Below are 26,849 nucleotides of genomic sequence, written 5' to 3' on the forward strand. Positions count from 1 at the left end.
GACAGCAGCCTGCCTTGGGAAACCCGCATGGCACGGGAACCTCTCAACAGATCCATCCGGTATGGTTGAACCATATTGCAGCAGGACTGGGCCGGGAAAAACTTCCTGGTTATCCCCAAACCCACAGCCCCAGGTAATTGCAGGACAAACACAACCCCTTTCCATGCCCGGCATCTCCTCTGACCATATTTACAAAACATTGCGTGACACCTTTGGTTTTGACTCATTCAGAGAAAACCAGGAAGAGGTGGTTACGGCTCTGGTTAAAGGCCGCGACGTATTTACGGTTATGCCCACCGGAGGCGGAAAATCTCTGTGCTACCAACTGCCGGCATCACTGCTGAACGGCACCTGTGTGGTCATTTCTCCGCTTATCTCGTTGATGAAGGACCAGGTTGACCATGCCCGTCACCTTGGCATCCCTGCCGCATATCTCAACTCTTCCCTCAGCACCAGGGAACGAATGGGCGTCCTGGAAGACTTCACCGGTGGCCGGCTCGACCTGCTTTACCTGGCTCCCGAACGAGTAGCGCTGGCCGATTTTTCCAGCCTGCTGCAACAGGTGAAACTCAGTTTCATTGCCGTGGACGAAGCGCACTGCATCTCTGAATGGGGCCACGATTTCCGCCCCGATTATCTGCAGCTCAGCGAGTTGCGCAATTTGTTACCAACGGTGCCTCTGGCAGCGTTCACCGCTACCGCCACCCACCGGGTTCAATCCGACATAATCAGGCGACTCAACCTGCATGATCCCCTGGTGGTCCGTGCCTCGTTCAACCGGCCAAATCTCCACTACGCAATTTTTCCCAAAGAAAATATCCTGCACCAGATCCGCCAGGTCGTCCAGCAGCAGGACGGGGAACCTGGTATTGTCTATCGGCTAAGCCGAACCGACGTGGAAAGGACAGCAACCTACCTGCAGGAACATGATATCCGTGCCCTGCCCTACCATGCCGGCCTGGACAGTGGAGTCCGCCAGCGGAATCAGGATGCCTTCAACCGGGACGAGGTGCAGGTCATCGTCGCTACGGTTGCCTTTGGCATGGGGATCGACAAGTCCAATGTCCGGTTTGTCATCCACGGGGACCTGCCCAGGAACATGGAGAGCTATTACCAGGAAACCGGCCGGGCCGGCCGTGACGGTGAGAGAGCCTACTGTGTACTGTTTTTCCAGCGCAGCGACATGGGACGGCTGGGTTATTTCCTCAACCAAATCCCCAACGAGGAAGAACGGCAGGTGGGCTGGGAGAAACTGGAACAGATGGTCTCCTATTGTGAAGGAAGTGTCTGCCGCCGCCACCTGATCCTGAGCTATTTCGGAGAAGAGTACACGCAGGACAACTGTGGTGGCTGCGACGTCTGTACCCGGGGGGTGGAAGAGCTGGAGGCCACCACCGAGGCACAGATGCTGATGTCAGCAATATATCGTACGGACCAGCGATTCGGAGTTGCCCATATCATCGACATTGTCACCGGAGCGCAAACCAAAAAGATCAGGGAGCTCGGCCACCACCGACTCAAGACCTACGGGGTGGGCCGCCACCGGCCCAAAGCCTTTTGGCGCCGGCTCACCGACGTCATGCTGCAGCACAAACTGATCCGGGCCACCGGCGACCGCTACCCACTGCTGCAGATCACCCCTGAAGGGGAAGAGGTGCTCTTTGGCCGGAAACCCTTTTCCTACACCCAGCTCATCCACCCCAGGCAGAACCAGGAAAAAACGAGCAAGGAACAGAGTCCCAATCCAGAGCTGTTCGCCATTGTCCGTGAATTGCGCCGCCTCCAGGCAGAAGCAGAGGATGTCCCGCCATATGTGATCTTTTCCGATCGGAGCCTGCGGGAAATGGCCACCTTCCTGCCTGCCACGGAGGAGGAAATGCTCGCCATTCACGGGGTCGGACGAATCAAGCTTGAACGTTACGGTCAACGTTTTCTCTCTGCCATCCGCTCCTGGCTTGAAAAACATCCAGATGTGGACAAAGCAGCCACCAGCCCGGCCCATACCCTGCCGCCAGAAACAAAACCGCTAACCGGTACCACTGTCGAGGAAAGCGGCCGCCTGGCCGCCGAAGGAATGACCCTGGAAGAGATCGCCGCAAGGCGTGGTCTCAAGACATCGACCATTGCCCGGCACCTGGAAACCTGGCTCGAACAGGGTGAAGAGGTAAACCTGGACCGGCTGCTCAGCGCGGAAAAACAGGCCCGGCTCAAGGCAGCATTCGAAGCCCATGGCCTGACCTACCTCAAACCGGTGATCGAATCCCTGGAGGGTTTTGTCAGCTTTGACGAAGCCATGATCATGCGGGGCTACCTCAAACAAGCTCGGTAACCACCACCTGCGACCACCGTTTTTCTATTTTTGACCGTCGTCCAGGACCTCCCGCACCGCCCTGGCCAGTTCCTGCACTCCAATGGGCTTCATCAGCAACTTGCACACACCGTTTTTTCCGTCCCTGTACGCACTGACTTTATCACTGTTGCCGGTGCAGATAATAATCGGTATATCCGGACGAATCCGGTGTATCTCCGCTGTCAGCTGCCCCCCACTCATACCGGGCATGGTCATATCAGTAATGACAAGATCAAAAAAGTCAGGATGTTGCCTGAACTGCTTGAATGCGGCCACGGGATCGGTAGTGGACTGAACCGTGTACCCCAACGGTTCAAGAATCTGTTTCCCCAGCTCGGCGATCATAGGTTCATCATCAATAAAAAGAATTCGTTCCTTACCGCCGGTGATCTGCGTCAGTCCGTTGTGAGCCTCGTCCCTGCTCCTCGCGTCCGCCACCGGAAAGTACAGCTCGAACACGGTCCCCTTGCCTGGTTCACTATCCAGCAAAACTGCTCCGCCAAGACCGGTAACAATTCCATGAACAGTCGCCAGCCCCAGACCTGTGCCCCGATCTTCCTCTTTGGTGGTAAAATAGGGTTCAAAAATCCTGTCCTGGATATCCTCGGGAATACCACAGCCTGTATCACTGACCCGCACCACAAGGTAAGATCCTGCGCGCAAATCCGGGTGGATGACAGCAAGGCCCTCTTCCACTTCCTCAGGCTCAATGCTCACCGACAAAGTCCCTCCAGTCGCGGACATGGCGTGCTGAGCGTTGGTACAGAGATTCATGATCACCTGGTGAATTTCCGTAGGATCGGCCAGCACACACTCGTCTCCGGTACTGATCCTCTGTTCAATACGAATATCTGCAGGCAAAACGGCCCGGATAAATTTCAGGACCTCCTTGACCACAAACCGGATATCAATGGGGACCTTTTTCTGTTTTGATTTACGGCTGAACGAGAGAATCTGACGCACAAGGTCCCTGGACCTGCCGGCTGCCAGCAAAACCTGGTCCAGATATTGAGCCATTTGACTGTCCGGAGGAACAGAAATCTTGCAGAGCTCGGCATAGCCCATGATCGGGGTAAGGATATTGTTGAAATCATGCGCTATACCTCCAGCAAGAGTCCCAATGGCTTCCAGCCGCTGCACCCGCTGGCGAACTTTTTCAAACTGACGATCTTCAGTCACGTCCCGACGCACAGAGACAAAATGGGTAATTTCGCCATCCTCGTCCAGAACCGGAGAAATGGTCGCTTCCACTACATAGAAGCTTCCATTCCTGTTACGGTTGACAAGGTCTCCTTTCCAGGTCCTGCCACTGTAAATAGTTTTGTGAAGAGACTCATAAAATGACGCATCATGCCGGCCACTGCGCAGGAAACGGGGAGTTCTGCCGATGGCATCCTCGCGCAGATAGCCGCTTATCTTCTCAAACCCTGCATTGACAAAAATAATCTTTCGATCCCGGTCGGTGATTATGACACTCTCGGCAGCAAATTCCATAACCTTGGCCAGAAGGAACCGGTCCTGCTCGGTTTCGACCAAAGTGGTTACATCACGGCAGATCCCACCGATCCTTTTTTTGCCTCCGGCAAGACGAACCGGAAAAAGAGTGACATGCCGGTACAGCAGCCCCCTGACGACCGGAAGACTGTATTCCACGGTCCGAACCTGATCTTGCTCAAGAACGACTGCGCTTGCCCGGCGAAGAGTGCCGGCTATATCTGCCGGGTACACATCCTCAAGAAAGCACCCTGCAAGCCTGGCGCCGCAGGAGGACATAAGGTGGCTGGTCCTGTCGTTGCTGGATATAAACTCTCCTTTTTCGCTGAGCATGAAAATGTGGTCTTCTGACGACTCGACCAGAGCCCGGATCTCTTCGCTTTTTTCGGCCAAGGCAGCGGTTTGCTGGCGCAGCCTGAGAAAGACCCTGATCCGGCTGATTAATTCAGCCTTGGAAAGGAGCAACCGCAGGCAGTCGTCAATTACGCCGGAATTGAGCCAGTTTGCAGCACTTCCCTGTTTATCAAGGGCAACGATGACCGGCAGAAAAACCGGGTCTGCCTGTTTGAGGTGCTGAAAAAACGATATGCCAAACCTGGTGGCCGACGGCGCGTCAAGCAGGATCAGGTCCGGACCCTGCGACAAGGACTCAGCCAGTTCAACAACCCGATATCCGCAGGAGCCGAGATGCTCGCGCACAAGACGCCCGTCGGCCGGCCGCACAAATGATATGGCAACTGTTTCTTTGAGCTCGGTCATTGATTTCCGCTATAAGTCAGGCTTGGCGCCAAGATCCTCCACCTTTGGCACCCCGGTGAGCAGGCCCCGCAGGCGGGTCAGTTTCTCACCGACCATGATTCCCTGTCCTGTAATCTTGAACTCCCGAAGGTCGCTCTGGAAATCACCATGCCTTTTCTTGAGGCAAGCCACTACCTTGATAATCTCTCCGGAATACTCGGCATACCTGAGCATAAGAACATTATCAGCCAGGTAGCTGACCCCGTCTTCGGAGATGCGCAGGTCTCCCATGATGTGCTGCATCTCGTTGAGCAGGAAAAACGTGGTGCGCTTACGCCGCAGGTAGTTGAGAATATTTTGAACATTGGCAACCATGTTGCCGAACTCGTCCATGGCCAGCTCATAGCCGCGCAGACTGTCGATAACAATTACCTGCCGGTCGTTCATCTCCACATCGTGGCGGATTCTATCCAGAAACTCATCGGGATAGAGTTGCAGCGGATTTACTTCGTAAAGAGCAATAGTCCCATCTTCCAAAAAACCGTTTAGAGGAATACCAATTCCTCGACACCGGTCAAGAACAGATTCAATGCCCTCTTCAAAGCAATACATGACCCCCTTGATCCCTCGAACAGCAGCCTGGACCATAAAATGGGTGGCCAGCGAAGACTTACCAGTCCCGGATGGACCGGTGAGAAGAGTACAGGTCCCCACATGGAACCCTCCCATGAGCAGATCGTCAAGAGCATCAATACCGGTGGGCAGAAGAATGCTCTCACGACCGGAACGCCTGAGCGGTTCGACACGGTGGGGAAAGACGACTACACCGTCACCGGTGATGCGTATGGGATGACGACCGGACAGATAGCTGCTGCCCCTGAACTTGGTAACCTCAAGGGTTCTGATTTCAACCACACGCTCCTTTGATATCTCGTTGTGGAGCCACAAAATCCCGTCCACAACCATGGCGATGGATTGTTCCCGCTCCAGTTGACCCGGCTCAAAGAGCAGCAGGGAAAGGCACTGCGTCCTGGAAAGATGGTTGATAAGCTGCTGGATATGCTTTCTGTACTGATACTCATCGATCGAAAGGTAACGGAGATTGGTCACCGAATCAATCACCAGCCGGTCAGGTTCATATTCCTCAATTGCCGAGTAAATCTTTTTCCATATGGACTCCTCTTCCACCTCTCCTGGCGAAAAAATCGTATATTCTCCATTGGTGACCGGTTCCCCTTCCGGCATGGTCAAATCCATCAGGTGAATTCCCTCGAGCTGCCAGCCAAAACTGGCAGCATCACGCCTGACGGTGGAAATCGGCTCGGTCAGGGACAAAAAAAGACAGCGGCACCCATTTTGACGGCATTGACGCAGAAACTGGAGAGAGAGTACCGTCTTTCCGGCTCCAGGTCCGCCAACCAAAAGGTAACTTGACGCAGGGAGAAATCCCCCAAGAAGAATTCTATCCAGTCCGGAGACACCAGAGGGAATACGAGAAAGAGTCATGATTATTTTTTCTCCCGGTAAACAGGTTCTTATCCCCAAGTCCAGGCAGGCTTACCTTGAGCATGGTCCCTGGCGGACAACAACTTCGGGATAATCAATTTTTTCGATGGAATTCAAGAGACAGGAATGCAAATGTAACTTATGGATGAATCATACTTTTTTATATGGCACCCAAAAAAAATAGTCAAGCTGCGGTACAGTTTTTATCCCCCGGGAAAAACGGATCTTAAGCCCCTTTATCTCCATCGCTGCGGATCTCGACCCCGGCTTCACGCAGCAACCGAGCAGCGGTACCGTCATGGAGCCGGCGAATAAATATTTCATCCGGTTTGAGAGACAAAAGCCAGTTGCCCACCAGCAACCCCTTCTTGCGCTTGACATGGAGATGGGGATTTTCGACAAACTCCCTCTTTAATATCTGACCTCTGCGGGTATCAACCGTTTCGACCAGGAACCAGGGCGCCCGGGTAAAATGCTCGCAGACCTCTCCTTCCGGCCGCTCTACCGGAGTAATGCGGCGGAGAACATGATCGGGATGGAAGTGGGGCCGAATCCGGGCCATAACCACCCGGGGAAAACGGGCGGGAATCAGATCCTCGAGGCGGTCGGCAACATGGTCGGCAATTTTGTGGGACGGAGTATGCATGACCACGTCCATGTCGAGGATAAAACGCCCCCCGGCGGTCCGGCTCAAACATTTTTTCACGCGGGTGATGCGGGGATGGTTTTCGACAAAGGCAATGATCTCCCGTTCGGTCTCCCGGTCAATGGAGGCATCGAGCAGATCCTTTACAGCAGTGATCAGCAAAGAGACACCAGCCCGGAAAACAAAGAGTGACACCACTGCTGCCGCCCAGCGGTCCACCTGGTGGTAGCCGAACCTGCTGGCAACCAGGCCGATAAGGACCACGGCCGTAGACAGAGCATCGGCCAGATAATCGCGGGCATCGGCCTGCAGGGCCGGAGAATCGTAGCGGCGTCCGGCCCGCAGCTGATAGATACCAAAGCCAAGGGCAACCACCAGCGAAAGAAAGGCCACGGGCAGGGCAATGGAGGTATCGGGCAGCCGTTCGGCGCCGAACAGGGACTGACGGCCAATCTCGTAGCCGGCCACAATAACGGTGACAGAGGTCACCAGGGTAGCAACTGTTTCCGCCTTGTACAGACCGTAGGGAAAGGAGGGATGTTCACGGCTTGCAATCCAGAGTCCAAGCCAGGCGGCCAGGGAAGCCAGGACGTCGGTGGCGGAATGAATGGCATCCCCGATGAGCGCTGTTGAACCGGAGGCAACCCCTGCAACACCCTTACCGACGGCCAGACAGAGATTAAGAACAGTGGAAATCGCAGCCCGGCGGCGGGCAGAAGTGAGGTTGGCCTGGGATATATCGGTACTCATCGGGACAAGCGTTTCTGGACAATGCGGAGGCTTTGAGAATGTGCCGCAGAAAAACATGCACAGACAATAACGCTCCCGATGAAAATAACAAGTTGAAATTTGATAAGAATTCTCAGACTTACCCCTTGCAAAATATGTTGACAGTACTCATTGTTTGGTGTAGCTAAAACGCTATATCTACTGGAGGCAATATGAGCAAGGGTTTCCCGAATATGCTGTTTTTCCCGTGCCGCAGGGGCAAAGGCATGAAATGCCGGATGGATCATCGCGGATCGTCAGATTCAGGTATGGCCAAGCCTCTGTCCAGAATCTGCTGCCAGGGCAAAGTCAGAGTGTGCCGAATAACTGGCGACCGCAAGCTGTGTGCCAGGATGGCCTCCATGGGATTGCTACCCGGATCGGAATTGGAACTGATCTGCCCTGGTCACGGTCACAACTGTATGGTCAGGCTCGGCGAAGGAACTATTTGCCTTGATCTGCCACTGGCGGAAAATATTCATGTAATTCCTGTTTAATGTTTCATGCTGCATGAGCCCGCGCTACAAGATGGTGAATCAACCTCTTTACGACACAATCAGCAATAAACCGGTCTATCTTACAGAACCTCAAGCTTTTTTTTTGCCGATGGTTTTAGGAACCCCTAACACCCGGCCCCGTCCGGAGGTCAACCATGCAAAACCTTGCTGTCCTTATCATCGTCGCCGTTGTTGCCCTGAGCCTGGTTATTCGCCTGTTCAAAAGGCTGACAGGCAAAACTAAATCAGGATGCGGCTGGAGCTGCAGTAATTGTTCGGCATCCCCTGAGAGCTGTGAGTTCAAGTTATCCAATCCTGAAGATACCAATGGTGAAAAACAATAACCATGCCTGACATGAAAATAGCCCTGGCCGGTAACCCGAACGCCGGCAAAACGACCCTGTTCAACCACCTCACCGGAGCCCGGCAACATGTGGGCAACTATCCGGGAGTTACCGTGGAAAAGAAAGAAGGCTTCTTTCAACATAAAGGTCGGGAAATCAACGTAATCGATCTGCCGGGAACCTACTCGCTCACCGCTTACTCAGTGGAGGAGCTGGTGGCGCGAGACTTTCTGGTCGGAGAGCGGCCCGACGTGGTGATCGACGTGGTCGATGCCTCGAATCTGGAACGCAATCTCTACCTCACTGTGCAGTTCCTGGAATTGGGTGTGCCCCTGGTGGTGGCCCTGAACATGATAGATGTGGCCCGAAACCGCGGCATCGGCATCAACACGGACAGGTTAAGCAAATTGCTGGGTGTCCCCGTGGTGCCAATAATTGCCCGTACCGGAGAGGGGGTGGATCAGCTCATGGACACAGCTGTGTCTGTTGCAGCGGACAACACGACCACTCTGTCTCCGGCCCTGCTCCGTTACGGCCCAGACCTTGACCCGGTCATCAAGCAGATGACCGGAATCATCGAAGAGAACAAACTGCTGACAGAGCTCTACCCTCCACGCTGGACAACTATCAAAATCCTTGAAGACGATGACCAGATCCTCGACAAGGTCAGCAAGGCCTCCCCGCCCCTGGCCGATGAGCTGCTTCGGCTCAGCCAGACCGTCACCGCCCATCTCCAGCAGACCCTGGACGTCTATCCCGAAGCAATCATAGCCGATCACCGGTATGGATTTATCAGATCCCTTCTCCGCCAGGGAGTGGTCACCCGCCAGTTCCGCACCGACCGACTTTACACGTCGGACCGGATAGACAAGGTGGTCACAAATAGAATTCTGGGGCCGATAATCATGGCTCTGGTTCTTTTTGGCCTGTACACTTTTACCTTCAACTATTCGTCTGTCTTTGTCGACTGGCTGGCAGCTGGTTTCAGCTGGCTTGGTGGTTTTGCCGACACCACTCTGCCGGATGGCCCGCTCAAATCCATGATTATCTCCGGAGCCATCGATGGGGTCGGCGGCGTACTTGGCTTTGTGCCGATCATCATGTTCATGTTTTTCGGTATCGCGGTCCTGGAAGACTCGGGTTATCTTGCCAGAGTGGCCTTTATGATGGACCGGATATTTCATTTTTTCGGCCTGCACGGCTCCTCGGTCATGCCATTTATCATCTCCGGCGGTATTGCAGGCGGCTGCGCTGTTCCCGGTGTCCTGGCGACCAGAACCCTGCGCTCACCCAAAGAGCGACTGGCAACCCTTCTGACCGTGCCCTTCATGAACTGTGGTGCCAAACTGCCGGTGCTCACGCTTCTGATCGGGGCGTTCTTTTCCCAACACCAGGCCAGATACATGTTCCTGGCCACGATTGCGGCCTGGCTGGTTGCCCTGTTTGCGGCAAAATTCCTCCGCATGACCGTGCTCAAAGGCGGTTCCACGCCCTTTGTCATGGAACTGCCGCCGTACCGCCTGCCAACCCTGCGGGGACTCATGATCCACACCTGGGAGCGAACCTGGGAATATATCAAAAAGGCCGGTACCGTGATCCTCGGCATCTCCATCCTGCTTTGGGCCATGATGACCTACCCTGGCCTGCCCGAGGAGACACGAAATGGATTTGACCAGAAACGCCAGGAACTCAGCCAGGTACTGCCCGCTGAAGAAAGAGATCGTGCCCTGCTGGCCATTGATCAGCAGCAGGCCGAGGCCGCCCTGCGCCACTCCCTGGCAGGCCGGATAGGCACGGCGTTGGAATCGGTTTCCCGGGTGGCCGGCTTTGACTGGCGGACCAACATCGCCCTGGTGGGCGGTTTTGCCGCCAAGGAAGTGATCATCTCCACTCTGGGCACGGCCTATTCGCTTGGTGAAGTTGATCCGGAAGCATCAGGATCGCTCAAAGACCGGCTGATATCCGACCCGCACTGGAACCCGGCAACCGCTCTGGCCGTACTGGCCTTTATCATGTTCTATTCGCCCTGCTTTGTCACAGTTGTCGCCATTGCCCGGGAGGCAGGTTCCTGGAAATGGGCCTTTTTTTCAATGGGGTTCAACACGGTCTTTGCATTTATCCTGGCAGTGATCATCTATCAAACCGGCATGCTGCTGGGTTTTGGCGGGTAATACACAAAATACGCAAAAACAAAAAGCGGACTCTTGTCATAGCAGATGACCGGAAAAGCGGCTCGTTCCCGAAAAAAGGGTGCAGGAGGCGGGATACGCTGTTGATCCGGCATCAGACGAGGCAGGACTTGAGGTCTTGCAATCAGGCCTCCATGACGTTGCGGTTACCGACCTCATCATGTTGCCAAAACTCGACGGACTGACCCTGATCATGCGGGACAACAGGTCTGCCGGGGCCCACGGCCTGAGTTTTGCAGACCCACACCTGGACCTGATCGCCAGGGAGCTCACCCGGGGAAGACAGACAGCTCCATTATCCTCACGGCAGTAAAGAACGGTGGTTCCGGAACCGTACGTATGCAACAAGTTCATAGCCAATCACGCTGCCAAGCGTTCCTCCAGCAAACCATGGCAGGGCAAGCGACCAGTTGATATCAGCACCCAGCAGATAGAACACCATGATAGCAAGCAGGGCTGCAATGGGAAAGTACACAAGCACTGACCGTTCTATGGCTTTCATCTCAGCCTGTCTCAGGAAAAAAGGCGCTATCACAGCCCCACCGCTTAAAAAAATCATTCCGCAGACAAGCATGAAGCCAATCCCTTCCGAGTGTTGCACCAGGCCAGCCAGGTGGTCATGCTTTGTAAATCCGATTTCGAACTGGGGACAGAAAAACAAGGTAAGGGTCGCGCAGACAGCCTGTATCCCGCCAAGTTTCGCAAAAATTTTCCAAAGGGCGGGGCGCAGATCATCACCGATGGCAGCCCTGAGCCTTTCTGTCAAAATCGGTGGAGGAGTGACAGGGTCAGAGTCCACAAACTCAAGAAATTCCCTTTCCCAGCCGCCATATTCTTCTTTCCTGTCTCTCATGTCACATCCCCGGGCTTGATAATTTTTCTCAACCTTTTCAAAGCCCTGCTCACAAGTTGACGGGCATTGGAAGAAGTGGTCCCCAATGTTTTTGCAATGTCCTCAAAGGAAAAATCTTCACCATAACGCAGCTCAATGGCATGGCGCTGCTTTTTACTGAGGTCCACGTTTTCAGGTAACAATCCGTCCAGGTTATGCTTATCCTCAACCTGGAGGACCGTCGGGAGCACCTCCAGTTCATCAAGGGACACATCATGGTATTGTTTTTCCTTTTTCCTGTAGTGATCAATCAAACTGTTCCGCAGCACCGCATATAACCACGGCTCAAAAGGAAATTCACTTTTGTACCGTGACCGGGAGTGGTGCAGCCTGAGAAATACATCCTGAAAGACTTCATCAACCTCTGCGCGATTTCCCAGTCTTTTGCGTAAATAGCCATACACCAGGGATTTGTACCTGTCATAGAGGCAATTAAACGCCTCCATATCTCCCTCCTGATACAGAACCATGAGCTCTGAACCGTCCAGGGAGGTGTATAACTTTATATTTTCATTCATAGATATATTCGTCAGGGAGCACTGTTTTGTGACATGAACTATCCCAAATCCTCTCACAACAAGCTTGACGGGATTTAACCGGAGTGTCGGTTTGTACTTAACCAGCTCAAAGAGCGCAAGCCCAAAGCAGCAGAGATTGCGGTCCAGCCAAACACACGAATTCCCTTTGTCTCCGGTCCCGCCCTGTGAACAGATTGCCCCCCTACAACGCAGTAAATCGGACTTTTTAAACGCCATTGAAAAAGAACTGTCACAAACCTGGGCTCGTCTGCGAACTCAACAGTATAGCCGCATCGTATCGGTCGCGGGCGGCACCCTGGCCGGGAACATATCGCTGTATCAACCGCTAAACACAAACTGAATCAAGGAGAGCTTAGCAACCATGAAACCACGCAAAACCATTCTGATCACACTGTTTGTTCTGGTATCTTTACCCCTTGTTGCCGTGGGAAACGCTTTGGCCCATTGCGACACCGTGGACGGACCGGTAGTCAAGACGGCGCGGATTGCACTTGACAGGGAAGATATCACCCCTCTGCTGAAATGGGTCCGACCGGACAAGGAAGATGAAATCCGGACCGCCTTTCAGAAAACCCTGGCCATGCGCGCCAAGGGACCGGATGTCAAAGAGTTTGCAGATACCTACTTTTTCGAAACCCTGGTCCGCATCCACCGCGCAGGGGAAGGAGCACCCTACACGGGACTGAAACCAGGAGGAGCAGTGGACCCGGCGGTCGCGTTGGCTGACAAAGCCCTGGAGAACGGCAATGTTGACAAACTGGTCACGGTCCTGACCAACGCGATGGCAAATGGTATCCGGGAGCGTTTTCAGCGGGTCAACGTAACCAGGAAACATGCGGATGATTCTGTGGCAGCTGGCCGGGAATTCGTTGAGTCCTACGTTATCTTCACCCACTACGTGGAAGGGCTCCATGGTCTGATCAAAGGCGGAGCAGCCCATCATGGCGAAGCCGGGCATTGATTGCTGTCCTCTCTGTCCTGAGTAGAAACAAAAAAACGGGGGCCTTCGGGTTCCCGTTTTTTTCCGCCAGCGGGCAAGCAGGCACAGGCCCTGTCTCTTACAGGAGAAAGAGACCAAGCATATTACTACTATTCATCAATATACTACTATTCATCAATAAACCTTCGCTTCCCAGTCAACTCAACATGAGTGATTTGCAGGGTTTTGCCACGGATAATATCCATATCTCCACTGCTGCACTCCGGGCAGATAAAAACATACCCATCCACCTGGAAATTACGATCACACCTCTGACACCTGGCCACTATGTTTTCAAGCTCCAGGACCATATCGGCATGCTCGCAAACTGTACCTTCCCGAAAAAATTGATAGGCCTGCTCAAGAAAATGGGGCTCTATGCCCGAGAGTTTACCGACTGTCACATGAATTTTGACGATCTTTTCCGCACCGTGCTCACGTGCCACCCGGGCGCATGTTGCAATCAGTGATTGAACAATACTGTATTCGTGCATTGGGCCGGGCCCTCCTGCCTACCTGTTATCAGGAAAATTAACCGATGCTTCTGATTGCTCACCACAATCCACATCCACCCGGCACTCGTCTTCGCCGGAAAAATCAAACAGGAGAAAATCATCCTGTGATTCCCCGGCCAAGGGAAGCGGATCAAGGCAATTTTCTTTCAGATACATGATAATATCTTCTTCCCCCCTGATAAACCGCATCCCGTTGGCCCTTTTCTCGATCAATACCGGAATAGTCTCGATCCCGAATATTTTAAGGGCCAGGACATTGATATCCGGGTCCCAGGAATCCACAGGGACCAGATCGGGCAGCACCTGTTTATCTAAATGCTGAACAGGATTAAAACGGACCTCACACCGCGTACAGGTGCTCAAAAGGTCCAGCACCCTGCGGCAATGGGGACAATTGCCTGAAAACAGCAGGTACAAATGCCGTTGCGGACTGGCACACCGCTTAACGGCATAGGTGCCGTGGTCGATATTGAACATCTTCTTACCTGCTCCAGGATTATGGAACTGCAGGAGGGAAAAAATCATGAGTTCTGTGCCAAACATCAACACCGCAAGACATGCCTGTCTCCAGCCGGCCAGCATGTTCATGACGATGATGAAGAAACAGATAAAAAGACAATAAGAACAAAATGTCTGCGCGACAAAGGCCTGGTACGAGACAAGCACCCCCTCTGCCGCAATGCCGCCAAGGAGCAGCAGGCGAAGAAACACCTGCGCTCCAGGCCTGATCCCGGCCACTATGGAGGCAAGCACGAGACTGAAAAAATAAAATGCACCCACGCCATTGAACCAGAGAGGAGGAATACGGAGCAGACTCTCGACCACGCTGCAGCCCTGGTTCACGCATATAACTGAATCAGTTATCACCAGGTAAACAACCTGAACAAGCGTCGTGAAGGCTCCGAGCCCGGCCAGTGCAATCATCCAGGCAATCCTTCTCCTGCCAACCATTGGTAACAACTCACTTTCTGACGTACACATTTTCACCACAGGACCACTGAGCTTCCCGATGAGTTTCAATTTTGTGCTGTGTTAGACTGTAAACGAAAGAATCAGCAGGGGAGACTCACCGCTCTCCATACGACGACAGTTAACCGTAGCTACACATTCCAACAGGGTCAGGTACTGGGCGGGGCTTCGGAGTTTCAATAATCCAGCATTCACTATTTCAAGAATAACCACATCGCCTGGCTGACAGCAGACAGAGGACATGCCCATTTCCGCATCGTCGAGGCAGGACATGCAATCGACCCAGGATTCACGATCACAACAACATTCCGGAGGAAAACCAAATTTTTCGCTGAATTCCTCATAAAAAGAGCGCTCACGGATCAATCGGTTTCCGTCGATAGTCATACAAAGCATAACGTCCGCCTCCTGAAAACACACAAGACGATAAACACTCGACCTTCAAGAAACTCCCCTCAATCCCAGGCCATTGCACCAACCACCCCTTGCTCCGGAACGACACAACACGGCGACCAGAAAAGCTCTATGTGCATCTTGTTCATAAAGTGCATCTTTAATACTCAAAAAACACAAACAAGCAGATCTCTTTCCGTTTTCCCTGGAAATGGCCAAATCCTATCCCTATACCCTTGAATTTAACTTGACCATCGCGAAACCTTGTTGTATCAGATAACCGTGAACTGTGCAAACTGTTCATAGCTGCACAAAAAGAAAACATGGTGCCGGGAGCTTAGTTCATTCATGGCACGAACATAACCGTTTTTATCCTCTTCCTGATGAGTGCATCACCTAACCCTTTCCTCCAAAAAAACGGCTATACGCTTTCTCCTACCGAGCAGAGGCCATGTTCATGAACAAAAGCTCCCGGCACCATGTTTTTTTCGAACAGGCTCCATATCCGCCATAACACCTGGTCGACAGCCCGACACTTCGAATAAAACCACTCCATCTTCCAGCAAAGAGAAAAAAGATGTTTAGCAAGATACATTTTTCCACCAAACTCTTTATCGGTGGCATATCCTCCATGGTCCTGGTGCTGCTTGCTTCCAGCACAATCAGTATAATCCAGGCCCGTAAGGGTCTTGAAGAAACCGGAACCGTTTCTCTGAATTCGATATCGACCACCATCCTCCAGACCCTGAAGATGCAGAACGACCTTACCCAGAGCAAACTGAAAACAGACCTGGCTGTCATGGAAGGAGTCATATCACATTATGGCCCACCCGGGATTGACGCGAACAGGCTGATCACGACCAAAATCGTAAATCAGATAACAAAAGAAACGAAAAAGGTGTCCATCCCCACCCTTCAGTTTGGCAGCCTGGTGATCAACGACAACTATAAGGTGGTCGACAAGGTTCGAGACATGGTTGGCGGCACGGCTACAATTTTTCAGGTTTTACCCGGCAAACTGCTTCGGGTTTCCACCAATGTACGGAAAACAAATGGCTACCGGGCTACCGGCACCTATATTCCGTCGAACAGCCCCGTGTACCAGGCTGTCATGGCAGGAAAGACATTTTTCGGCAAAGCATACGTGGTCAACGACTGGTACCTCACCGCATACAAGCCCATGCGCGACAGCCAGGGTAACATTGTTAGCGTTATTTACGTGGGAAGAAAAATATTGACTCCCGCCCTGACCGATTTTCTGATCAAAGCGGCCCAGGAACAGGAGGCCGAGATCTACATATGGAATTCGCGGGGAGAGATTCTTGCCGACGTTACAAGTCGTTTTTCCAGGGACAACCTTTTTGCAGGGCCGGACGGTGAGGTGTTCACAAATGCCCGCAATGGGGTTATCAGGTACCGGTCGGAAAGGGACAACACCTTGAAGGTGACCTGTGTACGATATTTTGAACCATGGGACTGGCACCTTGGCGTGGAGCTGACCGGGCAGCAGTTAACCCGGGGTATCGACAGGAAGTTGACGATCAACGCCGTTTACATGCTGATTATCGCTGTTGCCTCAATCATCATCGTGCTGTGGCTGCTCATAAGAACCATAACTCAACCACTTCAGAGCCTGGCCCATCAGGCTGAACGGGTAGTGGAACAGAAAAACTTCAATGTCTTGTTTACCTATGAAGCAGATGACGCCATCGGCGTCCTTGGCAGGACCATTGTTAAAATGGTTGAAAACTTCAAATCCTTACTGGAAGAAATAAACTCCGGTATCAATCGTCTCTCCGATTCGGCCTCAGACCTGAACATTATATCCAGAACCATCAACAAAAACAGTGACGAAATATCGGCAACCGTGGACAATGTCACAGAGTCGGCCGAAGACATGGTTCAGTCGATAAACATTATGGCCTCAACAATGGAGCAGACAAACGCTAACGTCAACACCATCTCCACAGCCTCCGGAGAGCTGAGCTCAACCATCAATGAAATAGCTGAAAGTACAGAAAAAGCCAAGAACGTGGTGGATGGCGCGGTTGTCAATGCGGCAAGGACCACTGAGAAGGTCAATGCGCTTGGCAGCGCAGCCAAAGACATAAACAAAGTGACCGAAGTTATAACAGATATCGCGGAGCAGACAAATCTTCTGGCACTCAATGCCACCATCGAGGCCGCCCGGGCCGGCGACGCAGGTAAGGGCTTTGGCGTGGTTGCCAACGAAATCAAGGAACTGGCCAATCAGACCAGCACCGCGACCAGCGAAATCAAGGAGAAAATAACGTCCATTCAATCAGTCACCAGCGCAACCATCGAAGAAATAAAATCTATTTCCGAAGTCATTTCGGAAATCAACGAAATAGTCACTACCATCGCCGGTGCAGTATCAGAGCAATCTGCAACGACCCAGGAGATATCCCGCAGTATCGATGAGGTGGCGGCAGGAATAAACGAGGCAACGGAAAGCGTACACCAGACCTCGGAAAACGCGACCAAGGTGGCCTCGGACATGAGCAGGGTCGACAGGCTATCGGACAAGATGACATCTTCGGGCCGGGAAGTTCTGGAATCTTCCAGAGAACTGCTCGATCTTGCCCGCAGACTGAACTCTTTGGCTGACAGATACGGCGGCACGGCAAAAAGATGCGAACTGCTCGACCGGTGTGGTTTCTTTGCCAGTTTCAAAAACCACTCTGAAGTCGAAAAACAGGGATGGATAAAAAGATACTGTGAGAATTACGTTAAATCTGCCAACTGCGAAAGAAAAAAAATCCGCCGCAAAACAGGCCAACCTCCGGCGGACAACATGGCCCCCAACGGGAAAATGCTTTAAAAACAGGCCGTCTCAACCGTGATGGCGCTCATCTGTCTTTTGGCAGATATGGGAGGAGGCGCCCTGGTGAGACCCGGCAAGGAATTCTTCCCATGTTACAAGAGAAAGGGCCTTAAACTTGCAACCGGCAACACATGCTTGCTCCTCCTGGCCGTAACACAGGTCGCACTTGATCGCAACGAGCCGCCTTTTTCCTTCTACCTGGTCTTCAACCTCGCGCATGTCGATCGCTCCCACCGGGCAAACCATGGCGCAGGTCCCACAGCCGGAGCAATCCTCCTCATGTACCCGGACAATACCGTTCTCGACCTGAATAACGCCGAGAGGGCAGGCTCGCACACAGGGTGAATCCTTGCAGTGCATGCACTGCAAAACCGCCTTTCTGTCATCAAGTTTGACAACCCTGTTCCGGGATACGAGTTCTATACCAGCCTCCCTTGCCTCCTTGACAGACAGGCCCATATGACTGGTCGCACATTTTTTTTCACACATCTTGCATCCCTTGCAAAGGTCAGCGTCGCAAAGAATAAACCTGTGAACAGCGAATTCCATCAATCCACCTCTATCTCTCGGTACAGGATATGCACGGATCGATACTGTTGAAAATCAAGGCGACATCCGCGATCTTGTTACCTGGAATCATGACCTTCAACGCTTCCAAATGCATGTATGTGGGTACACGCCACCTCATTCTCTCCGGCCTGCTCGAACCATTGGACCTGACGTAGTAGAACAACTCTCCACGCGGCGCCTCCGACCTGGCGACAGCCTCTCCTGCCGGAATGCGCGGCAATCCTGGAGTCGTCACCGGCCCATCAGGAAGATTTCGCAGACATTGCTCCACCAGACGGATGGCCTGAAACACCTCTTCCAGGCGCACGAGGGTGCGAGCCCTGACATCTCCCTCTTCCTGCAGCACCACATCCCACTCGAGGTTATCATAGGCTGCGTATGGGTATATTGCCCGAATATCATTATTGACTCCACTGCCCCGAGCAGTCGGCCCGACCACGCCAAGCCGCAAAGCATCCTCCCTGGGCAGAACTCCGACCCCCTCTGTTCGGGCCCGAACAATTTTGTGATCCCGGAAAATAGCAAAGAGCTCTCTTAGAGGTTTTTTCAGACTGTTCAGCTTTCTGGTCAGATAGCGGATCTGCTCGCCATCAAGGTCATATTTAACTCCACCTATGGTATTAGCGCTGAGATCCATCCGGTTGCCCCAGATGGTCTCCTTGATGTCCTGCAGGACCTCTCTTGTTTCCATGGTCTGAGTCATGAGGGAGTGAAAACCGATCAGATGGGCCTGCATGCTTACATTGAACAGATGGGAGGCAGCCCTTTTCACCTCGTCGGCTATAACCCGTAAAAACTCGGCCCTGGGCGGGATGCGTACTCCGGCAATTTTCTCCACCGCCATGATATAAGTGAAAGGGTGATTGTTGGAACAGAGAGAGCAGGTCCGTTCCGTGATAATCATGTTCTGAAGAAAATTACGGCGAAGCACAAGAGCTTCCATGCCTCTGTGGACAAAGCCGCTCAGGATATCCACACTTTCAACGGTTTCTCCATGGAGATGAACCTTGAAATATACAGGTTCCTCCAGCGCTATATGGACCGGGCCGACCGGCACTTTGTACACATCACCCATTCCTTTCCTCTTTTGCCTGATTGATCCTTTCCCAAAGGGTGTTGGTCGCAGCGCCCGCCATGGCATCCGACAGGGTCATGTACTCTCTGAATACCCCCTGAGCTATGCTTTCATCCAGAATCAACCGTTGCGGATCAGGGTGACCGATCAGTTTAATGTCAAACAGATCTTTCATTTCCCGTTCTGCCCAGTCCGCGCTTTTAAGATACGGAGTAATGGATGGAACTGTTGAATCTCCGGTGGTCAAAGTGGCGGTCAAAACCACACCATCCACGTCAAAATGATACGCCACCTCATAGCCCGCATCGATCACATAGGGTGTCAATGTCACTACCCGGCCACCATGTTTATGTACCATCGCGGCCACCGAGGTGATATCCTCTTTGTCGTTGAGCTGAACATACAGGTCCTGAATGGCCCCGGTATCGACGCATGTGTGTTTTTGCTCAAAACCGGAATTGACGTACACCTTCAGTTCGGACAGCAGAGTGGACACCAGCTCCGCCCTGTTCGCACTCATAAGTACAACCTCCTGAAATTCTCTTTTTTCCTGCACTCCGGACAGAGTGATGCCAGCTGCCTGAGCTCTTTACTGACTTCGATGAAAGCACGCTGGAGAAGCGATTCAACAGGCGGTTTCATCTGCCGGCCACACTCCCTGCAAGATACAAAAAGGACTGTGCCCTCTGCTACAGGCAGGTATTTGTCCTCCTGGAGCTGAGCTGTATGAAAATTATCTGTATGGTATACTGCGGACGTTGGACAAAAATATTCACAATTGCCGCAATGGGTACAGGTGCCAAGCCAGAAGGAAAACGAGATCCCCTGACCGTCCTTCTGCGGCGTGACCCTGATGGCATCGGCCGGACAGACATGCTCGCAGGTTCCGCAACCTATACACTCTTTCTGATCATAAGCCAGAATTCCTCTGTACTTCTCCGGCGTGCTCGTTTCGCCAAAAGGATAGGGATCGGTCGTCGGTCCGTTAAAAAAGTTCCTGATCGCTATTCTCAAAAATCCAGCCATAAATTACGCCTCTTCCTGCCAGCGGGTTATTTTTTCTTTCCAGATATTGATTGCCTGGGCCACACCGTCAAGAATTGATTGCGGCCGTACGGGACAGCCACAAACATTCACATCAACATCAACATACGAATCAAGAGGACCCCTGATGGAGTAACTGTCCCTGAACACACCACCGCTGATTGGGCAGATACCCACCGCAACCACCACTCTCGGCTCCGGTATTTCGTCCAATAGCCGTATCAGGTACGGTTCCGACCTGGCAGTGACAGGGCCAGTCACAAGAACGATGTCTGCATGTTTAGGCGACCCGGTATACTTGCATCCAAGCCGCTCGACATCATAGCGTGGTATCAAGGCAGTGGTGGCCAGTTCCACGTCACAACCGTTGCATGATCCGGTATTGATCCGAAAAAGCCAGGGTGATTTGACCGCATATTTTATCAGCATTACAAACTCCTACACAAAGAGAACCAGGCCCAGGCTCAAGAGAGCAAGGGTTGTTGGAACGATCATGAGAAACCTGAAAGCCTGGTCAACCCTGAAGCTCGGCATGGTGGCGTGGACAAGAGCAATGACAGCGACAATACCGGCACTTTTCCCCATGAACCAAAAAATATTTACAATTGCGCTTTCCCCTGCCATACCCGGCATAAAGAAAACCTGAAGCACCGTGACCATTACCAGCAGCTTCAGGGCATGGGTCACCTCGAAAAGAGCCAGGGCCAGGCCACTGTATTCCATAAGGTAACCCTTCATAACATCGGCATCGTTTTCAGCGATGTGAAACGGAGGCACCTCCAGGGTTGCCAGCATAAACAGGACAAAGGCGACAAAAGCAGGAATCATCCTGGGATCGGAAACAAAGGATCCATGCATTACCTGATAGTTGACAATACCCTGAAGGGAAAACTGGGCTCCATCTCCCGCTCCGGCCTGCAACGCAACGGTGAAAAGCACAAGTATAAAGGTAATCTCGTAGGCGAACATCAACACGACCTCGCGGGACACCGAAATAGCCGCATAGGTAGAGCCGGAGGAGCTGCCCCCCATGACATGGGATACAGCCGGCAGGGCCATCAGGTACAAAAGAACTATGAGATCACTGTTGGGGCCGGCACCGTCATGCACGCCACTGATCGGCAGAATAAATACGGCTGCCAGCATACCGGCCAGACCAAAAAGAGGGGCTATGATAAAAAATATCCTGTTAGTGGCATCGGCCGGGATCAGGACCTCCTTGAATCTCAGCTTGACTACGTCGAGTAGATTCTGGTAGATCGGCGGGCCGACCCTTCCCTGGAAACGGGCAACAGCTATCCGCTCCAGGCCAAGCAGCATCAGTCCGAAAACAACGGCAAACAGACCGCCGGGGAAAACGAGGAATGCCAATACATCACTAACGTTCAACATAATCGCCCTTCACTCCGATTATTCTTTTTGACAACCTGACCATACCCTTTATGACCGCCTTGGAATCCTCATAGAAGTTCACGGAAGCCACATGCGAATCCTTACTGCTGAGATCCTGTACCCCACAGGCGTATACATGGGTCGACCTCGTTTTGACCTTTGTGAAAAGGTATACAGCATAGACCGCAGCAATGGCTGAAAGCAGCATTATCGCTACATACAGCATATTGATCCCGCCTACGCCATGATCAATCAGGGACAGGCCTGTAACAAGTGGCTCCATACTGAACTGGACGAGTATCAGGTTGATGAATTCAAGCGCAAGGCCGGGAAAAATACCGAGCACGACACTTAAACCCGCAAGAATCATCATGGGCACAAGCATGAACCAGGAGGCTTCTTTCGCGTCCTGAACAGTGTCCTGAATCTGTCCCAGATAGGCCGAATGCATGAACTTGATGAAAGAAGCCAGGGTCAGGACGGACCCGAAGAGGGAGAGTATCGCTATTCCGATGAAGCCGGAGTCCATGACAGCATGATAGATCATCCACTTTGACACAAATCCGCTGAACATCGGCACACCGGAAATCGCCAGCACCCCGACCATGAAGCAAAAAAAGGTAACAGGCATCTTCCTGGCCAGCCCCCCCAGCTTGTCCATCTTGTCCGTGCCTGTAGCGATAAACACCGCACCTGCACAGAGAAAGAGAAGATTCTTGAAAAACATATGATTGACAAAATGAAGCAATCCCCCGGCCAGCCCGAGCGAGGTCATCAGGGAGCAGCCCACGACCACGTAACCAAGCTGACTGACCGTGTGAAAGATCAACAGTCTTTTCATGCTGTTGGTCAACATGGCAAAAGAAGCGGCAAGAACGATGGTCAGGGCACCGATCCAGCCGCTTATATGCTGGACAAGTCCAAGGGACAGGAAGTTGGTCACTGTGACGCCAGCCGCGGCAATGAAGAAAATCTTGACCATCATGAACGGCCCGCTCTTAAGAACCGTAGATGATATGTATCCGCTGATCGGCGTGGGAGCTGGTTTGGGATGCATCTGGTAGTCAATGCGGAAAGGAAGCTGCGCAGCCTTCATGAGAAATCCCAGAGTCAGCAGACCAACAGCGACGGCTGTAGTTTCCGTGTACTGAAACATGCCTGCCATGACTGCAAAATCCCACGTTCCAATTTCCTTGTACATTATGGTCACTGCGACGGTGAGCAATGCCGCCCCAAAATAGTTGAACGTGAAATACTTGCCGGCCTCCTGGACAGAAAACGAGTCTCCCTCATGGGCCAGGGCAAGATACATGATCCATCCACTCATGATTTCCCAGAAAAAGAACATGCTGAAAAGATCCTGGCTCAAGCTGACACCGAGCAATCCGGAAACCATCAACAGGAAAAAAACATAAAACCGGAACTGGGAGTGGGAATGCTCCATGTAACTGACTGAATAGGTAAACTGCAGAGCTCCCATGAAGAGGACAAGATAGGCAAATCCTGTCCCATATGGACCAGCATCGGTGGTGCACATAACCGTCATCGCCAGCAGACACACCCCTGCCGACAGCAACCCGGCGATTCTGTTTGACTTCCTCCCGACAAACCAGACAGCCCCGGCACCTGCAACCAAAATCAGCACCGGCAGGTTCCAGCTGATAGCCATTACGGGGTTCCCGGACACCGGAGAACCAAGAGCGCCGGCGAGCCAGAAAAAGGGAAGAACCGCAACCTGGGGGAGAAAGCCACCCACGACAGACAGAGCCAGCAGAACATACGGCCATTTCAGATCGTTTTTGGACGCCTCCTCCGGCAGATGCCCTCGCTCCCTGTACCTCTCGAAAAAAATCACCCTGATCACACGAAGAAAAACCAGGAAATAGAGAATCTCTCCGGCTGCCAGCAGTACCGAACTGACAATTTTTCCGGAATCAACAAAGGCATAGACCATGAGAACCTTGCTGAAAAAGGTGGAAAACGGCGGCAATCCCATCATTGCGAACAACCCGGCTCCAAGCGGTATCGCTGTCAGCGGAACAACGCGGCCAATGCCGCGCATATCCTTCAGAAAACCACTGCCGGCCTGTCTGCGTAAAAGAGACGCCACCAGAAGCATCATTCCGGTGACCAGGATGAAGTTGAAGACATGATAGAAAAAGGAGGCCAGGGCCAGGGAAGAGTCCAGGGTAAGCAGAGAACGAATGTCCACAACAAGTCCAACAAAAGAATAGATCAGCACTTTCTTGAGCTCGTTATGGAACAGGGCCTTCAAACCGCAAAAGACAAATATCAAGGTGCAGAGCACATGCAGAGCTTCCGCAGAGTGGCCCTGGATCAACGCGGAACTACCGCCAAGGGTCGCAGCATCCATACCTCATCCTCCTATCAACACCTGGTCCGATGGTCAGTATTTAGACCACAGCTGCCACAAGAACCAAAATCAACATAGAGCGCACTTTTCGCAACGATTGCATATTATGCACAGAAAGAAATTGCGACAACCTGGCACCGAGACGTCACCTCGTCACTGGCGACATACATATAATATCTTTTAATACAAGAAAGATATGTAAAAAAACAGACGGAAGCCATGCTGAATTGGCAAAAGATAATACTTGATACTTATACCCAATTAGCACAATACGACACAATTGTCACTACAAAAATGTCGACAATACAACATCTCTGCTCACAAGCCCATGCCACCTTGAAGCATCAAGAGCCTCGGCCACGTGCAACAGCATGCTGACTGCCACTGTATTGCCTACCTCGCAAGCCTTTTCATTGAAAATCAACGACACCCCTGATAATCTACAATGTCACGCAACAGTGGACATGGTTTTACCGCAATGCCTTATGGACCACCCCTGTCAGTTGCAAGACTCGACTTTTTGCCGAATCGCCGATCCGCTGACTTCAATGAAAAAAGGGCGTCAACGCCCTGAACTATCTCAGGCTCACCACCGGATACGACCAGAACAGCACTGAACTATTCACACTCATGGACAATCAAAAAATATCCCGGCCACAAAATGATTGCGGGCAAACATCCTTCTTTCTCGAAGCAATCAACAAGGTTGCGGAAAAACTCCTTGCGGCGAGAAAAAAAATTCCCTGGCAGGAAGTTATCGATCTCATTGGCCCTGCATCCAGCTCCAGCCGCTGCTACATTTTTCTCAACAAAGTTACAGCCAATGGCACAATACTCTGTAGCCAGATAGCCGAATGGTGTGCGGAAGGGATCAGATCTGAGCTGGAAAATCCAATGCTGCAGAACCTGGATCTGGCCGAGACAACTCCGCGATACTTCCGGATCCTGTCGGCCGGCGATATTGTCTGCGAGCACATTTCCGACATTCATGGCCCGGAGCGTGATATTCTCGAGCCCCAGCAGATCAGCTCCATCCTTCTCATTCCAATCATGACCAGCAGTGAATTTGCCGGATTCATCGGTTTTGACGCATGCGTCAAGCCACGACAGTGGACGGATAATGAAACCCGATACCTGAAAACCGCAGCCAGGCTTCTGGCGCATGCTCTGGAGCGCCATCAGGCCGAAAGAATGCGACGCGAAGAAATGAAAAAGTTCAATACCGTCATGGATGCACTGGACGCCGTGGTTCTTGCCGCTGATTCGGAGACCGAAGAAATTGTTTTTCTCAACCGGTACGGGTACAAAATCATGCAGGAAGCATCTGGAGACAACCCGCCCTGGCGACCGGCAGACCAGCCAGACAATTCAACCGGCAAGATGCTGCGCGACCATAGCGATAACTCTGAAGAGATCGGCCTCTACGAACACCACGACACCAAAAGCAACCGCTGGTACCAATGCCGGAACCAACAAATCAGATGGCCTGACGGACGCACGGTTCGCCTGGAAATCGCGACCGACATCACTGTCCTCAAAGACACTGAACTGAAACTGCAGGAGAGTGAAAAACGCTACCGGAAATTTTATTCCATGTTTCGACTCATGGCCGACAACATGCCTGACCTGCTCTGGGCCAAGGACTTGAATCGCCGGTTCATTTTTGCCAACAAGGCCATCTGTGACAAACTGCTTCAGGCTAAAGATACGGAGGAACCCATCGGCAAGACAGACATCTTCTTTGCTCTTCGGGAGCGGGCCGCCAGACCGGAACGGACCGACTGGCACACCTTTGGAGAAATCTGTCAGGATTCCGATGCCATGGTCATGGCCAGCGGCCGGGCCGGACGTTTTGATGAATTTGGCAATGTGCGCGGAAAGTTCATGTTCCTTGATGTCTACAAAGCCCCGATACGGGACGAGGACGGAGAAATGATCGGCACCGTGGGCTGCGGCAGAATCGTCACCCGGGAAAAAGAGTTGGAACAGCGGCAAAAAGAAACCATGGATCAACTCCAGGACTCACTTGCCGAAAAAGAAACCCTGCTCAGCGAAATACACCACCGGGTAAAAAACAACCTCCAGGCTCTCATCCACCTGATAACCATGCAGGAATCCATGATAGATTCCAGCCAAAGCGCCCGCCAGGCCTTTCAGGAAATCAGGGAGCGTATCATGGCCATGGCCCTGATCCACACCCAGCTCTACCAGTCGGACAACTTCAACCAGATCGATATCAAAACCTACACCGAACGACTGATCACCAACCTGTTCAGGCTGTCGCGCAACACACCGTTGATTAACAAAAATATCCTTGCCGGGAAAATTTTTCTGCGGGTGGATACAGCCATTCCCTGCGGCATGATCATCAGCGAGCTGATCTCCAACGTACTGAAATACGCTTTTCCAGAAGATTATCTCCAGGCCAATAAAGAAGTCCGGCCAACGGTCTGGATCAGCTTCACTGAATCAGAAGAAGAATACACCCTGTGTGTCAGCGACAACGGGGTCGGCCTGCCCAGGGAACTTAACCATACCAAAAGCAAAAGCCTTGGAATGAAACTCGTGCATATCCTGGCCACCCATCAGCTTGGCGGACAAATGCATATCCAAACCGGCAATGGCACCATGACCACGATCAACTTCCCCAAAAAACGATAACCAAACCGTCCACAAAGCCCCGGACACCGCTGACCTGATATCGTCAAACGCTTCGCATCGAGGCCAAAG

Annotated in this window: 23 protein-coding genes; 8 read left to right on the forward strand and 15 right to left on the reverse strand. The window is 52.4% G+C overall.

The window, feature by feature from the left end:
• Window positions 1-163 precede the first annotated feature (163 nt).
• Entirely contained in the window at window positions 164-2,329 is a 2,166-nt protein-coding gene (gene recQ / locus ACXJJY_RS10705) for a DNA helicase RecQ (RefSeq protein ID WP_456387619.1), read from the forward strand.
• Window positions 2,330-2,353: 24 nt separating this feature from the next.
• Here recQ and ACXJJY_RS10710 read toward each other — a convergent pair whose 3' ends face one another.
• The 3 genes from ACXJJY_RS10710 to ACXJJY_RS10720 form a co-directional block, all read right to left on the reverse strand.
• Window positions 2,354-4,603 carry a response regulator gene (locus tag ACXJJY_RS10710; protein ID WP_456387621.1) on the reverse strand — a complete coding sequence of 750 codons (2,250 nt, stop codon included), beginning with the start codon at window positions 4,601-4,603 and terminating at the stop codon, window positions 2,354-2,356.
• 9 nt (window positions 4,604-4,612) lie between these two features.
• A complete protein-coding gene (locus tag ACXJJY_RS10715; RefSeq protein ID WP_456387622.1) occupies window positions 4,613-6,088 on the reverse strand; it encodes a DUF7125 family protein in 1,476 nt (491 codons plus the stop codon).
• Window positions 6,089-6,314: 226 nt separating this feature from the next.
• On the reverse strand, window positions 6,315-7,484 hold the full coding sequence (locus ACXJJY_RS10720; RefSeq protein WP_456387624.1) for a cation diffusion facilitator family transporter: 1,170 nt from the start codon (window positions 7,482-7,484) through the stop codon (window positions 6,315-6,317).
• A gap of 287 nt (window positions 7,485-7,771) precedes the next feature.
• Between ACXJJY_RS10720 and ACXJJY_RS10725 the strand changes: the two genes are divergently transcribed.
• The 4 genes from ACXJJY_RS10725 to ACXJJY_RS10740 all read left to right on the forward strand — a co-directional run bounded on the left by ACXJJY_RS10725 (window position 7,772) and on the right by ACXJJY_RS10740 (window position 10,845).
• Complete coding sequence (locus ACXJJY_RS10725; protein ID WP_456387711.1) at window positions 7,772-7,999, forward strand: FeoA family protein; 228 nt, start codon at window positions 7,772-7,774, stop codon at window positions 7,997-7,999.
• Between the two features lie 155 nt (window positions 8,000-8,154).
• On the forward strand, window positions 8,155-8,343 hold the full coding sequence (locus ACXJJY_RS10730; RefSeq protein ID WP_456387626.1) for a FeoB-associated Cys-rich membrane protein: 189 nt from the start codon (window positions 8,155-8,157) through the stop codon (window positions 8,341-8,343).
• A gap of 2 nt (window positions 8,344-8,345) precedes the next feature.
• Window positions 8,346-10,514, forward strand: coding sequence for a ferrous iron transport protein B (gene feoB, locus ACXJJY_RS10735; RefSeq protein WP_456387628.1), 2,169 nt, complete (start codon window positions 8,346-8,348; stop codon window positions 10,512-10,514).
• 136 nt (window positions 10,515-10,650) lie between these two features.
• A complete protein-coding gene (locus tag ACXJJY_RS10740; RefSeq protein WP_456387630.1) occupies window positions 10,651-10,845 on the forward strand; it encodes a hypothetical protein in 195 nt (64 codons plus the stop codon).
• Here the strand turns inward: ACXJJY_RS10740 and ACXJJY_RS10745 are convergent.
• Complete coding sequence (locus ACXJJY_RS10745) at window positions 10,834-11,385, reverse strand: hypothetical protein (protein WP_456387632.1); 552 nt, start codon at window positions 11,383-11,385, stop codon at window positions 10,834-10,836. The two genes, ACXJJY_RS10740 and ACXJJY_RS10745, sit on opposite strands and share 12 nt — an antisense overlap.
• Window positions 11,382-11,942: an RNA polymerase sigma factor gene (locus tag ACXJJY_RS10750; protein ID WP_456387634.1), complete on the reverse strand. Its 561-nt coding sequence runs from the start codon at window positions 11,940-11,942 to the stop codon at window positions 11,382-11,384. The genes ACXJJY_RS10745 and ACXJJY_RS10750 overlap by 4 nt, the downstream gene beginning before the upstream one ends.
• Before the next feature lie 382 nt (window positions 11,943-12,324).
• Here ACXJJY_RS10750 and ACXJJY_RS10755 point away from each other — a divergent pair, with 382 nt between their 5' ends.
• A complete protein-coding gene (locus ACXJJY_RS10755; protein WP_456387645.1) occupies window positions 12,325-12,924 on the forward strand; it encodes a DUF6448 family protein in 600 nt (199 codons plus the stop codon).
• Between the two features lie 146 nt (window positions 12,925-13,070).
• Here ACXJJY_RS10755 and hypA read toward each other — a convergent pair whose 3' ends face one another.
• From hypA to ACXJJY_RS10770, 3 genes are all read right to left on the reverse strand, one after another.
• The gene (hypA, locus tag ACXJJY_RS10760) at window positions 13,071-13,436 is read right to left on the reverse strand and encodes a hydrogenase maturation nickel metallochaperone HypA (RefSeq protein ID WP_456387649.1); all 366 of its coding nucleotides are present in this window, start codon (window positions 13,434-13,436) and stop codon (window positions 13,071-13,073) included.
• A gap of 18 nt (window positions 13,437-13,454) precedes the next feature.
• On the reverse strand, window positions 13,455-14,381 hold the full coding sequence (locus ACXJJY_RS10765) for a vitamin K epoxide reductase family protein (RefSeq protein WP_456387651.1): 927 nt from the start codon (window positions 14,379-14,381) through the stop codon (window positions 13,455-13,457).
• A 108-nt stretch (window positions 14,382-14,489) separates the two neighbouring features.
• Window positions 14,490-14,822 (reverse strand): barstar family protein, encoded by a 333-nt coding sequence (locus ACXJJY_RS10770; RefSeq protein WP_456387653.1) that lies wholly within the window; start codon window positions 14,820-14,822, stop codon window positions 14,490-14,492.
• 574 nt (window positions 14,823-15,396) lie between these two features.
• On the opposite strand from ACXJJY_RS10770, the gene ACXJJY_RS10775 reads away from it, so the two are divergent.
• A complete protein-coding gene (locus tag ACXJJY_RS10775; protein WP_456387655.1) occupies window positions 15,397-17,661 on the forward strand; it encodes a methyl-accepting chemotaxis protein in 2,265 nt (754 codons plus the stop codon).
• A gap of 12 nt (window positions 17,662-17,673) precedes the next feature.
• Here the strand turns inward: ACXJJY_RS10775 and ACXJJY_RS10780 are convergent, their stop codons facing one another.
• The 7 genes from ACXJJY_RS10780 to ACXJJY_RS10810 all read right to left on the reverse strand — a co-directional run bounded on the left by ACXJJY_RS10780 (window position 17,674) and on the right by ACXJJY_RS10810 (window position 24,119).
• On the reverse strand, window positions 17,674-18,153 hold the full coding sequence (locus ACXJJY_RS10780; RefSeq protein ID WP_456387657.1) for a 4Fe-4S dicluster domain-containing protein: 480 nt from the start codon (window positions 18,151-18,153) through the stop codon (window positions 17,674-17,676).
• A 70-nt stretch (window positions 18,154-18,223) separates the two neighbouring features.
• Window positions 18,224-19,309 (reverse strand): hydrogenase large subunit, encoded by a 1,086-nt coding sequence (locus ACXJJY_RS10785; protein WP_456387659.1) that lies wholly within the window; start codon window positions 19,307-19,309, stop codon window positions 18,224-18,226.
• Window positions 19,302-19,829: an NADH-quinone oxidoreductase subunit C gene (locus ACXJJY_RS10790; protein WP_456387665.1), complete on the reverse strand. Its 528-nt coding sequence runs from the start codon at window positions 19,827-19,829 to the stop codon at window positions 19,302-19,304. The genes ACXJJY_RS10785 and ACXJJY_RS10790 overlap by 8 nt, the downstream gene beginning before the upstream one ends.
• Entirely contained in the window at window positions 19,826-20,335 is a 510-nt protein-coding gene (locus ACXJJY_RS10795; RefSeq protein ID WP_456387666.1) for a 4Fe-4S dicluster domain-containing protein, read from the reverse strand. The genes ACXJJY_RS10790 and ACXJJY_RS10795 overlap by 4 nt, the downstream gene beginning before the upstream one ends.
• Before the next feature lie 3 nt (window positions 20,336-20,338).
• Window positions 20,339-20,782 (reverse strand): NADH-quinone oxidoreductase subunit B family protein, encoded by a 444-nt coding sequence (locus tag ACXJJY_RS10800; protein WP_456387667.1) that lies wholly within the window; start codon window positions 20,780-20,782, stop codon window positions 20,339-20,341.
• A gap of 9 nt (window positions 20,783-20,791) precedes the next feature.
• A complete protein-coding gene (locus ACXJJY_RS10805) occupies window positions 20,792-21,745 on the reverse strand; it encodes a respiratory chain complex I subunit 1 family protein (protein WP_456387668.1) in 954 nt (317 codons plus the stop codon).
• Complete coding sequence (locus ACXJJY_RS10810) at window positions 21,732-24,119, reverse strand: complex I subunit 5 family protein (protein WP_456387669.1); 2,388 nt, start codon at window positions 24,117-24,119, stop codon at window positions 21,732-21,734. The genes ACXJJY_RS10805 and ACXJJY_RS10810 overlap by 14 nt, the downstream gene beginning before the upstream one ends.
• Before the next feature lie 630 nt (window positions 24,120-24,749).
• Between ACXJJY_RS10810 and ACXJJY_RS10815 the strand changes: the two genes are divergently transcribed.
• Complete coding sequence (locus ACXJJY_RS10815) at window positions 24,750-26,780, forward strand: histidine kinase dimerization/phosphoacceptor domain -containing protein (RefSeq protein ID WP_456387670.1); 2,031 nt, start codon at window positions 24,750-24,752, stop codon at window positions 26,778-26,780.
• Window positions 26,781-26,849 lie beyond the last annotated feature (69 nt).

The sequence above is a fragment of the Desulfolithobacter sp. genome (assembly GCF_054025815.1).